We start from the raw sequence: 10,391 nt of genomic DNA, 5'->3' as shown, positions 1-10,391 counted from the left end.
CCTTCGAGCGGCCGATGACCGGGTCGAGCTTGCCCTCGAGGGCGGCCTGGGTCAGGTTGCCGGGATCCGCTGCGGAGTCCGGATCCCGGCATTCGCGGGGACGACGGTGTGCTCGAGGAAATCTATGCCGCGGGCACCCATGATCTGGCCACCCGGTCGGTGGCCGCCCGGCAGGTGCGCAGCATGGTGAGCAGCGGGGAATCCGCTGCGGCGGCGAGCGTTTCGGGCTGAGCTTGCCGCAGCCATGTTGCAGCACAAAAGATCCGCCGCCTCGGCTTTTCGCCGGGGCGGCGGATCTTTTTAATGCTCGGTTCGCGCCTAGTGAAAACCCAATTGTCGGGCAGTCGGATCGGCTTGGGCGTCACAGGTCATCCGCGCCGTTCGTGGTGCCTCACCACCCCAAAGTCGATGTTGTCGTGCTGAATCGGGGTGGATGCGTCCGGCTGCGACCAGCGCATCGAACGCGGCGTGCTTTCGGGCGCAGTCGTGCTCACAGTGCAGTTGCATCGCCACATGGGCATCGGCGAGCGTGAGTGGCTGATCGGGTGGGCCGCACGTCCACGCCTTCGGCCATTCGACCCGGCGTAATCGGCAGCGACGTTCGGCGGGCCGGTCGTGGCGCGGCCGGTTTATCGGCCACACGCACGCCACCCCGACCATGGCGAAGGCACCGCCCGACGACCGCGAGGATGCAGTGCACTATCTGCCACGGGCCCATGGCCGTTCACCGCTCGCCGCCGTTGCCGGGGGAGGTCGGCGGTAGTGCGAGTTGGGCGAGCCCGTCGAGCACCTGGTGCAATGTCCGGAGTTCGGGTGTGCCCTCGGGGAGCGGCCGGTCGCTGGTATCGATAGGGAAGTCGATCCCGCGCAGTCGGGCACGTTCGCGCGGGCTCAGCTTCGGCGGCGCGAAGCCCGTGAGGGACAGGGACTGTCCCTCGACCAGGCTGCGAGGCTGGCAGAACTGAGCAAGAGCGGGCTACACCGCATCGAAACCGCGCAGGTGGCGAAGGTCAAGATCCGCGAGATCAGAGCCCTGTGCGAGACCTATGGGGTGTTGGCGGACGAAACGAGCCGCGTGCTCAAACTCGCAGAAAAGGCACAGGTAAGGAGTTGGCACACAGCGTTCGACGGGCTCTACAGCGATTCCACATTCAATATGTATGTCGGGCTCGAAGCGTCTGCGCGCCAGTTGATTTCGTACCACGAGATCATCCCGGGCCTGTTGCAGACGGCCGACTACGCGCGAGCTCTGATCAACTCGTTCTACACAGATAGCAGTCCGGAGGACGTCGCCCGCCGGGTGGAGCTGCGGCTGAAACGGCAAGCGATCATCACCCGCAGGTCCGAACCGCTGAAACTCCAGCTGCTGCTTCACGAATCAGCTCTACACCGCGTCGTTGGCAGCCCTCGGGTCATGGCCGCACAGCTGCGGCATTTGGCTGAGATCAGCAAACTGCCAAACGCCTCGATACATGTACATCCGTTTACGAGTGGGTGCCTGCGAGGTCTGTTGCATGGTCCGTTCGTGATCCTCGACTTCGGAACCGATACCAAGGGCAACCCAGTCGAACCGCCGCTGGTCTACTTCGAAGGTGCTGGTAAAGCGGATCTGTATCTCGAGAACGTCGACGATGTACGGCGTTATGCTGAGCTTGCTACGGCCATCCGGAGTACCTGCATGGATGAAACGAGATCGCGAGAACTGCTCAGACGGGCAGCAAGGAGTTATGCAGCGTGAGTATTGACCTGTCCGAGGTGAACTGGTTCAAGAGCAGCCACAGCAGCGGCCAAACCGAGTGCGTCGAAGTGGCGTGGCTCGATGGGGGCGGGGTTGGCGTCCGGGACTCCAAGAACCCGAGCGGTCCGGCGCTGGTCTTCGCCCCAGGCGAATGGGACGCCTTCACCGCAGGCGTCGCAGCCGGAGAATTCGACCTCCGCCCCTGATCCTCCGGCAATACCGACCACCATAGCGGCCCCATCCCGACGACCCCAATGTCGCGATGGGGCCGTCTGCTATCTCCCCCTCGGTTCAAATCCACACTCGCGCATAGCTTCTGGTTTTCGAACCGGCGAGTCATGGGGAGAGTCGATGGGCGACGCATGTCGAGCGCTTCGCGTCGCACTCGTACAGCTGTTCGGTGCCCACCGCCGTATCAGCACTGAACTCGGCCAGTTCGGCACGCGGCAACAGTGCTCATACATCGGTGTCGCGCAACCTGTCCAACATCTCCGCCTGCGGCCCGCCCGTCGACACCGATTGGAGCGATCCGCCATCCTGGCAGGCGACCGCCGTCACCATCAGCGCCGCGACCTGAGCCTACTGCCGAAACATCAATTCGCCCCCTCCCGCCCCACTGTGCCCACCGTGGGTGCGCCGCTTCCCCGCAACCTAGCCCGAGGCGCAATTCGCGGGGCACCCAGCCCAACTCGCCGAGAACCGCTCGCCGCGTCGCGACAGCTGCCGTATCGGCCTGCCGCACATGCGTTAGAGGCAAGCCCGAAAAGACCTCTTGTGCAACAGGTTCGGTGACTGGGACGCCTACGCCAAAGACCTGCCTCGTTATTGGCGGAGGTGCCCGTTGAGATCGGTAGGTGCAGACCTCCGATTTCGCTAACTGTCAAGCTGCGGAGACTGATTCGGTGCTGGTGGCGTGGATCGACGGTGTTCTTGTTGGCTAGCGCGATCCCCCGATGGGGTGGTCTGGCACTGTCAGTTCCCCAGCGCTGTCGAAGCAGAACCAATGCCAGTCACCATTCAGGTGATGGAATGCGTCTGACGCGTGAGAAGCGCCGATAAGCTGGGCAAATCCTCCGCCCCCGCTCGAGCAGTTGCCCGTCATGGGGCTGGTTCTGAAGTAGATACCCCATGCGTAGCGGTCCGCACTGTCGATGCGGTAGAGCCCGAGCCGGTGACCTTCGAACGTCCGCGGATCGACACCGTCGCGCACTTGCTGTGCGGCTTCATCGAAGCTGTGCGCCGAGAACTGCCAGCGCACAGCGATCGGTAGGTCTACGCTCCACGCCGTCACAGTGAACGCCACCACCAGCGCAGGCGCAAGCAGGGGACTGAGTTCGGGTACCCGAAGCCGCCGGGTTACGACTACCCGGGTCAGGTAGCCGATGATTACGCAGAACAACCCGAACGACGCGCTGATCAAGAAGAACCACAACAGCAAGGACTCGGCGCTGTCCGGGGCACTCGCCCGCAGGAGTGCGCCCACGCAAGACGCACCCGTGCAGGCGAGCAACAGGTACCAGGCGAGTTGTGACCTTAGTCGTCGCTTCTCCTGTCGACCGGGAAGGTCGTCGGACTGCGCCGTGCTCATGCCGGAAGCCTAGCCTGCAAGCCGGTTTCAATCCCCTGGCCCGGGGCGGCGAAGCCCAGCCCATACACCTCCGCGGTGTCCGAGCATTCTTTGCCGGTCCACGCGACCATGGGACCGAGATGATCACCCTGCTTGGATACCAGGCCGACATAGGCGGTGAAGTGGGACGTTCAACACATCGACCACACAACCCCCCCAAATCTGTCGGTGAACGGTCGCGTCTGCGTCTTGGACGAGCGATCACCATGCGCTCATGCAGGTAAACGTCGAGAGTGCGTGTGCACCAGCGCATTCTCGGCTCCTTTGCATGAATGGTGTTGGGGCATGGGTTGATTCGCTTGGTTGGTGGAGTGGACGGTCCGGTGTTGGTCGTGGAGTTCGGTGTAGCGGCCGTCATCGATGATGTCGTGCCATTGGACGGTCGCGATGGGTTTGTCGAGCTTGTCGACAGGGCCGGTGTAGAGCGGAGCCGCCTATTGTCGGTAGGTGTAGCAGGTGTACTGCGGATCGGGCTGATCTTGGATCCGTCAGGGTTTACCGAAGCCATCCGTTTTGACAGTGCTGTTGGAAGTACAGGTCGTCATCATCAGGTTCGTCGGGTATGAACACCTGGTCGCGATTGGGTTTGCGGGTTCCCGGGATGACATGTCCGGGTGTGGAATCCGACGGTCCCGGCTGTGGCGGCTTGGCTGGAGCAGCCGGTGTGGGCGGTTCGGCTGCGGCCGGCGGCTGGGTTTCCAGTGCTGCGGGGATCGGATAGAGCGCTTTCAGATCCGGTGCTTCCAGAGCGTCCATGCTTTGATCGATATAGGGTTCGATTGCGGCAGAACGTGATTCGAACAGTTGGTGGGCGGCCCGTTGGGCGGCCTCCGTGATTGCGGCGGCCAAGCGGGCTGGGGGGCTGGAGCGGAATGCGTTCGGCGAGATATCAACGGCGGTCACGAATCCCATGGGATTTACGCTGATTCGGACGAGCCGGTCCGTCGATGCCGCGTCGACAGTCGAATCGATGGGTTGGGTGGCAGCAGGCGGCCTGGATGCCGGCGCCGGAGCCAATCCTTCGGTCAATTCCCGTTGCGCGGCGGTGATCGGCGCCATAGCCTGCTGCCTGGCCCGATTTGCCTGCTCGGCAGCCCGCCGTGTGGCCTCGACAACGGATCCACCAAGGTAGTGCGGACTGCTCCGGCGGAATGTTTCCGGAGCCAGGTGAACCGCTTTCACGGTTCCGGTGCCGCCGACGGTGACCTCGACCAGGCCGTCGTCGGATCGCGCTGTCGCCGAAATCGACGATATCTATCGGCTCGCAGCGGCGAGCTTCGCCTCTTTCCAGTCAATGGTGGCAAGTACGGCGTCCATATTGAACTGTTCCACGAAACTCCCAGCGCGTCGCCCGTCCGACCGATCGTAATGCAGGCCCGCGCGCGGACCACATCATCGTCGGATAGCCTGTGCCGGACCGTATTTCGACTCCGAGGGGGACCTGTGGCCGATGTGCTGGTCGTGCCGCCCAGTACCGACTTCGAGGCATACAACAAGCTGGTATCCGCCCAAACCGACCATTTCGCCGCAATGGTCACCTGGACCGGCAAGGAGTGCTCGGAGACCGACGGGCTGACCGCACTGCTGTCGAAGTTACAGCCCTACGTCCCGGAGGTCGTTGAGGAATGGGGCAGGAGGGGCGCATGCTCGACGAGCTGACAAGTTTCACGCTGTGGGCTCATCTGGAGCGAGGCATGGCGACGATATTCGGTGTGTATGAACCCTTCGGTCTCGGTAGCGTGGTCCGGCGGAAGCGCCCGACTCAGATCGCTTTGTTGCGCGCCATTGGCGAGGCCGATGGTCACATCGTTTTCGAAGTGACGGTCGGTAAGAATCCGCGCATCCCCGTAGGGGTTGTCTCTCGCGGCTTTGCGCAGGTCCGTGACGGGAATCGCATCGGGGAAGTCCGGGATGAGCGCGCAGGGATGCGAAAGTATCGCATTTTCGATCAGTTCGGCTTGGGGGAGTTGCCGGGACAACGTGTCGGTGCGGCGGGATTGCACAACAGGAAACTCCTTCGGGGGGTCGCGCAAGAGGGCAGCCTAGAAGCTCTGTGGTGGCCATTTCAGTTGGTCGGCGACCGACTGCAGTATCGCAGCGCGGAGTCCGCCGGATTCGAAATTCGGCACCGCGGATCGTTCCACTATTGCCATGTCGACATCCACGACAAACGTGTGAACCGGCTGCTGGTCCTGTCTTGCGCGGTCGATTACCTGTGGCGTGATGTGCTACCGAGTAAGGCACTGAGGTACCGGCTCGCAAAGTAAGTGCGCCGCGATGAACAGCGATCCGGCGGTATCGAAGTCGTCGCTTTCGTTGTCCTCTGCGGCCGGTAGCTGCCAGCCGCGTAGTGGATGAGCGTTCTCCCAGACCGCATTTCGCGCTCGAGACCGCGGTCCTGCTCGGTTCAACACCGTTGGCTGGCGTCAGTAGCATTCCGGTCGTGGGCGATGGGGGGACACCAGCGCCTACCGTCAACATCTCGGGGACCGGCTCCCTGCCGCCTGTTCAGTTGAAACGGCCGTACCGGCGGGTCGGCCCGGCGGCAAGCTTTAGCCGCGCGCCGACTCGGCTCCTCCGGTGGGTTGCACGAGCCGCCGTCCGCGACCCGCGATGTCTGGGGATCGTATTCAGGCCCCAGGAGTCGATACGATAGAAGTATCGACTGGCTCGAGGGGAGGAGGAGTGTGGCCGTCTTCATCAGCTATCACAGCAGCAAGCGGCCCGTCGTCGAACATCTCGCCACATACTTTGCCCGCCATGATATTTCGACGTGGTGGGCGCCGCGCGACGTACCGCCGGGGTCGGACTGGGACGAGGCGATCTCGCGCGCGATCAAGAGTTCGAAGGCACTGGTGCTGCTGTTCTGCGCGTCGGCGGATTCGAGCGTCCACGTCAAGCGGGAGGTCCATCTCGCGGACAAGGCCAAGATCCCGATCTACTGGGTTCGGCTGGAGCAGGTCCAGCCAGAGCGGCTCGGCTATTACCTGTCACCGACACAGTGGGTGGACTGGTTGGACCGGCGCGACAGCACGCTGGACTCCCTCGTCAAAGATCTGAAGCGGCCCGGCCTGAGTGGTCATGCGCTCGACACCGATGTAACACCGCGCCCTGCTGAACCCGTGCCGGTCACCGGTTGGCCTGCGGGTGTCGCCGTCTTCGAGAATGAACGCATCGCAGCCGAGGCGGCGGCGCACACCTACTTCCGGATCGCACGCGAGGCTTCCGACCGGAGCGTGGTCCTTCCCACCGGACGCGCGGCGACGCAGGTCTTCCGCGCGATGCTACGGATCGCGCATCGCTACGCACCCACGCCGTTCGGTGAGGCGCACATCCTGTCGGACACAGAGACTTTCGGCGTCCACTCGCGTCACCACACCTCGCGCACCAGACATGTGGCCGAGACGTTGATCGAACCATTGACCGAGCGCGGACTCGGCCCTACCCCAGGGCAGTTGCATCTGCTGTCCGGCCAGATATCCGACGGCGAGGACCCGCTGTTGCAGACCCAGCGCATCCTTCGCCTGTACCCTCCGGCAGTGCACGGGATTTCGATTTCTCCGGCCGGTGAGGTGTTGGGGTACGAGGTCGGCGCGTACACCGATCCTGACGAGATCGTCAGCGACGGCTGCCGAATCGTGGAGTTGAGTGAGCACGGCCGCCGCTACATCGATCCGAATCAGCCGTCACGCTCAGTGATCACCATCGGCCTGGCCTCGGCACTGGAATGTTCCGGGCTGATGGTGTTGGCCTTCGACAAGACCAAGGCCCGGATCATCCACCAGATGACACACTTCCCCGAGACGGCCGGGGTCCCGGCCACCTTGTTGCGCCGCAATCCCAGGGCGGTCATAGTCACCACTCGCCCCATCGCCGAAGCGGCCGAACTCGACAACACTCATTTTGCGAAGACAGCGGAGGCAGGCAGCGAGTGGATAGTCAACAGGTTCGCATGAAGGAGACGCCGAAGGTCGTGGTCGTCGGCATGGCCACCATCGACTACCTCTACGTTCTGGACAGCCATCCGGCGGAGGACAGCGAGAACCCGGTCCGCAGGCACACCGTCGTGGTGGGCGGACCGGCCGGTCGTGGATCCATAACCGCCGCACGACTCGGCGGGGGCGGCGTCAGCCTGTATGCGATGTGCGGCACCGGCATTCACGCGGAAGTGCTGCGACGCGAGCTGACGAGCGAACCCCTCGAACTCATCCTCTTCGAGCGAGCCGAAGAGAGCCAGCACTCTGCGGTGATCATCGCGGCCGATCACGGTACCCGCACCACGATCTGGAGGGCCCAGCCGCGCGCCGACCTGGCGATGCTCGACAGCTTGGACGAGGGGTTCACCGGAGCGGACGCCGCACTGCTGGACTGCACCGACCCCGAACTGAGCAAAGCCGCCATCGCCTCATGCCGAAAACTGCGGGTTCCCATCGTGATCGACACCGGTGGGTACAAAGAATCGAGCGAGGAATTCCTGCGTGGCGTCGACTACATCGCGGCACCGGAGAAGTTCTTCACCGGCAGGCATCCAGGCGAGCCGCTCGACCGCAGCATGGCGCGGGTTTTTGCCGACTTCGCACCGAAAGTCCTCGTGGCCACACAGGGCGAGCGGGGCGGCGTCTACCTCGACGATAGCGGTGAACACCGCTATCGGGCATTCCAGGTCACGGTGGCGGACACCTGCGGTGCGGGTGACACCTTCCATGGGGCGCTGGCTTGGGCGATTGCCGCGAACGCTCCTGCGGACGAGGCCCTGGACATCGCGTCCTGGGCAGCGGCGCAGAAGTGCTCGACCTTCGGAAACATCGGTATCCCGGACCGGGTGGCCTTGAAGCAATTCTTCGCCGAACAGCGCTGATCGCGAGCATACGGGGGCAAGATTTGCCGGATACAACCATCGCACGACAACCCGATGACACCGATCCGGTGTGGGCGCGGTTTGTCGATCAACTGAACTGGTACAGCAAGAAGAGCGCATCAGCCCAACGCGCCTACAAGCTTGTCAAGCTCGGCCAGCTCGTCGTCGGCGGCGCTGTGCCCGTCGTCGCGGCCCTGTCGGCTCCTGCGGCGATCACGGCCACGCTGTCCGCGATCGTCGTCGTGGCCGAGGGCGTCCAACAGCTGTTCCAATGGCATGCCAGTTGGCTCACCTACCGCGCCACCACGGAAGCGTTGAAGCAGGAGAAGGTTCGCTACCTTGCCACTCTCGCGCCGTATGACGGGCCGGACGCACAGCAAGTTCTCGCCGAGCGGCTGGATGGCATTGTCGCACAGTCGAACTCGCAATGGGTGTCAGCGCACAAGCCGAGCGAGCTCACCTGACCGTTACTCGAGAATAGCCAAGAGGACTACCTGAGCGATCCGCTACGCGCCCTGTCCCCTCTGACCGGTACCCCGTCGTAGCACTTCCGAACCGACAACGGCGCCAAATCCGAACTCGCGCAGAGCTTCGGGTTTCAGGACCGGTGTGTCGCGCGGCGAGTTGATGCGCGACGGTGTCGAAGGTCTGCGTGAGCTCGGAAGACGGGCATCAGCGGCTGATGTGGGCTTGGTCGACGCAAGATGTACTGGAGCCGGGTCAGCCCGCGGCGGCGGTGCCGCAGCTGCCGCAGAACTTGGCTGCCGCGGTCAGATCCGCTCCGCATTCGGTGCAGTGGCGTGGGCGGGGTGCCAGCGGGTCACCGCAGTTCATGCAGAACCGGGCGTCCGTCGGATTGCTGGTTCCGCACCCAGCGCATGCAGGCTGCGCATTAGCCGGAACCGACTGTGCGGCAGCCGGAATCGCCTGCCGCTGCCACGGATTGCTCGGTGCCTGCTGCTGGATGGCATTCAAACCCAGTGCCGCGCCGAGGAATCCGTCGCCGCCGCCGTGGCCGTGGGCGAAGCCCTGGCCCGCGCCGAGCGCCAATTCGCCTGCCGCATAGCGCTGGAAGTCTCCGGCCAGTCGAATGTAGGTGACATCTTTGGCGAGTCGTTTGATGCGCTCGGCATCCTCTGGTGCCAGGGTGATGTCGAAGTTGCCCAGGCGTGGGATGCGCAGGCCGTACTCGTAGAGCGTCAGATTGGTCTGCCGCACGACGGCGGCCTCGATCGGCTCCAACTGTCCGGACAGGCCGAGCACGGGCCAGTCGCCCCGGGAAATACCCTGTGTGACAGCGACTTTCATGGCCTTCAGCAGCAGGTCCGAACTCCAGGATTCCACCGTCGCCGGGACGCTCAGGTCGGTGGTGCCCGCCAAGGTGGTGACCAGTTCGGCCGGATCCCGCACCGACAGCGCGAATTCCCCGAAGACCCGCAGCGTCACGACCTGCTCGCTGACCGGATCGGCGATATCGGCCAGGCGGCCACCGAACTTGATGCCGGGAAACTCGCGGGTGGAGACGAAATACAGTTCGGCGCGGTAGAAGTTGTTGCCGGTCAGCGTATCCACGAGTGCGCCGAGGACCGGCAGCTCATCGGCATCGATCCGGTGCCGACCGGGCCCCATCGCGGCCACGACCTGCCCGGACTTGACGAACAGTGCGATCTCATCGGCATTGACGATAGCCCGGCTGTAGCGCCGGATGTTGACGTCCGGCCACTTGTAGACCAGTTGGTTCTTACGGTCTTCGGGGACCGCGATGAACTCCCGTTCGAACCATGCCATGTGCGCGCTCCATCAGCCGAAAACGTATCTAGCGTACCGATATTCAGCGGCACGATCAAGCAAACGCGAGGTCAGGGCGGGTGGGAGCGCGATGCCTCGTTTCCGCGCTGTTACAACTTTGCGATTCCTGTTGAACGTGCCGTTGAATAGCGTTACATTAAGCAGCGATATGATCGCCGTCACGTGAAAGGCTTCACCATGACAACCGTTCAACCCTCCGCGGAAGTGTCGGCGCCCGCGGACGCTCTGCATGCTGAGGATGCGGGCTATCACAAGGCGTTGCGCCCGCGCCAGCTGCAGATGATCGCGATCGGCGGCGCGATCGGAACCGGACTGTTCCTGGGTGCGGGTGGTCGGTTGCACACGGCCGGTCCCGGACT

11 protein-coding genes and 1 pseudogene are annotated in these 10,391 nt (G+C 63.7%); 9 read left to right on the top strand and 3 right to left on the bottom strand.

Annotated elements, in window-relative coordinates:
• Nucleotides 1-108 precede the first annotated feature (108 nt).
• The 3 genes from ACWEO2_RS44000 (at nucleotide 109) to ACWEO2_RS43990 (ending at nucleotide 1,944) form a co-directional block, all read left to right on the top strand.
• Nucleotides 109-231, top strand: coding sequence for a hypothetical protein (locus ACWEO2_RS44000; RefSeq protein WP_452410828.1), 123 nt, complete (start codon nucleotides 109-111; stop codon nucleotides 229-231).
• A gap of 538 nt (nucleotides 232-769) precedes the next feature.
• The gene (locus tag ACWEO2_RS43995) at nucleotides 770-1,738 is read left to right on the top strand and encodes a helix-turn-helix domain-containing protein (protein ID WP_452410827.1); all 969 of its coding nucleotides are present in this window, start codon (nucleotides 770-772) and stop codon (nucleotides 1,736-1,738) included.
• Nucleotides 1,735-1,944, top strand: coding sequence for a DUF397 domain-containing protein (locus ACWEO2_RS43990; protein WP_355189851.1), 210 nt, complete (start codon nucleotides 1,735-1,737; stop codon nucleotides 1,942-1,944). The genes ACWEO2_RS43995 and ACWEO2_RS43990 overlap by 4 nt, the downstream gene beginning before the upstream one ends.
• A gap of 731 nt (nucleotides 1,945-2,675) precedes the next feature.
• On the opposite strand, the gene ACWEO2_RS43985 is transcribed toward ACWEO2_RS43990, so the two are convergent.
• The gene (locus ACWEO2_RS43985; protein WP_452410826.1) at nucleotides 2,676-3,326 is read right to left on the bottom strand and encodes a hypothetical protein; all 651 of its coding nucleotides are present in this window, start codon (nucleotides 3,324-3,326) and stop codon (nucleotides 2,676-2,678) included.
• 534 nt (nucleotides 3,327-3,860) lie between these two features.
• On the bottom strand, nucleotides 3,861-4,610 hold the full coding sequence (locus ACWEO2_RS43980; RefSeq protein WP_452410829.1) for a YbaB/EbfC family nucleoid-associated protein: 750 nt from the start codon (nucleotides 4,608-4,610) through the stop codon (nucleotides 3,861-3,863).
• A gap of 198 nt (nucleotides 4,611-4,808) precedes the next feature.
• Here ACWEO2_RS43980 and ACWEO2_RS43975 point away from each other — a divergent pair, with 198 nt between their 5' ends.
• From ACWEO2_RS43975 to ACWEO2_RS43955, 5 genes are all read left to right on the top strand, one after another.
• Nucleotides 4,809-5,024 carry a hypothetical protein gene (locus ACWEO2_RS43975; RefSeq protein WP_452410825.1) on the top strand — a complete coding sequence of 72 codons (216 nt, stop codon included), beginning with the start codon at nucleotides 4,809-4,811 and terminating at the stop codon, nucleotides 5,022-5,024.
• Nucleotides 5,009-5,632, top strand: a complete 624-nt coding sequence (locus tag ACWEO2_RS43970; RefSeq protein WP_452410824.1) for a hypothetical protein — start codon at nucleotides 5,009-5,011, stop codon at nucleotides 5,630-5,632. The genes ACWEO2_RS43975 and ACWEO2_RS43970 overlap by 16 nt, the downstream gene beginning before the upstream one ends.
• Nucleotides 5,633-6,052: 420 nt before the next feature.
• Nucleotides 6,053-7,321: a TIR domain-containing protein gene (locus ACWEO2_RS43965; RefSeq protein WP_452410823.1), complete on the top strand. Its 1,269-nt coding sequence runs from the start codon at nucleotides 6,053-6,055 to the stop codon at nucleotides 7,319-7,321.
• Nucleotides 7,318-8,223, top strand: a complete 906-nt coding sequence (locus ACWEO2_RS43960) for a PfkB family carbohydrate kinase (protein WP_452410822.1) — start codon at nucleotides 7,318-7,320, stop codon at nucleotides 8,221-8,223. Before ACWEO2_RS43965 ends, ACWEO2_RS43960 begins: the two co-directional genes overlap by 4 nt.
• Before the next feature lie 23 nt (nucleotides 8,224-8,246).
• Nucleotides 8,247-8,687: a DUF4231 domain-containing protein gene (locus tag ACWEO2_RS43955; RefSeq protein WP_452410821.1), complete on the top strand. Its 441-nt coding sequence runs from the start codon at nucleotides 8,247-8,249 to the stop codon at nucleotides 8,685-8,687.
• Nucleotides 8,688-8,943: 256 nt separating this feature from the next.
• Here the strand turns inward: ACWEO2_RS43955 and ACWEO2_RS43950 are convergent, their stop codons facing one another.
• Nucleotides 8,944-10,011, bottom strand: coding sequence for an SPFH domain-containing protein (locus ACWEO2_RS43950; RefSeq protein ID WP_452410820.1), 1,068 nt, complete (start codon nucleotides 10,009-10,011; stop codon nucleotides 8,944-8,946).
• Between the two features lie 198 nt (nucleotides 10,012-10,209).
• Between ACWEO2_RS43950 and ACWEO2_RS43945 the strand changes: the two are divergent.
• Nucleotides 10,210-10,391, top strand: a pseudogene (locus tag ACWEO2_RS43945) (amino acid permease); the annotation flags it as partial.

Source organism: Nocardia sp. NPDC004278, from assembly GCF_053602975.1.
The sequence above is the reverse complement of the archived record's forward strand: the minus strand, read 5'-3'. Positions and strand labels throughout refer to the sequence as shown.

Bases quoted from the DNA above. Each gene is read 5' to 3' on its own strand.
- ACWEO2_RS43950 (WP_452410820.1), bottom strand. From the start codon at position 10,011: ATGGCATGGTTCGAACGGGAGTTCATCGCGGTCCCCGAAGACCGTAAG.
- ACWEO2_RS43960 (WP_452410822.1), top strand. From the start codon at position 7,318: ATGAAGGAGACGCCGAAGGTCGTGGTCGTCGGCATGGCCACCATCGAC.
- ACWEO2_RS43970 (WP_452410824.1), top strand. From the start codon at position 5,009: ATGCTCGACGAGCTGACAAGTTTCACGCTGTGGGCTCATCTGGAGCGA.
- ACWEO2_RS43985 (WP_452410826.1), bottom strand. From the start codon at position 3,326: ATGAGCACGGCGCAGTCCGACGACCTTCCCGGTCGACAGGAGAAGCGA.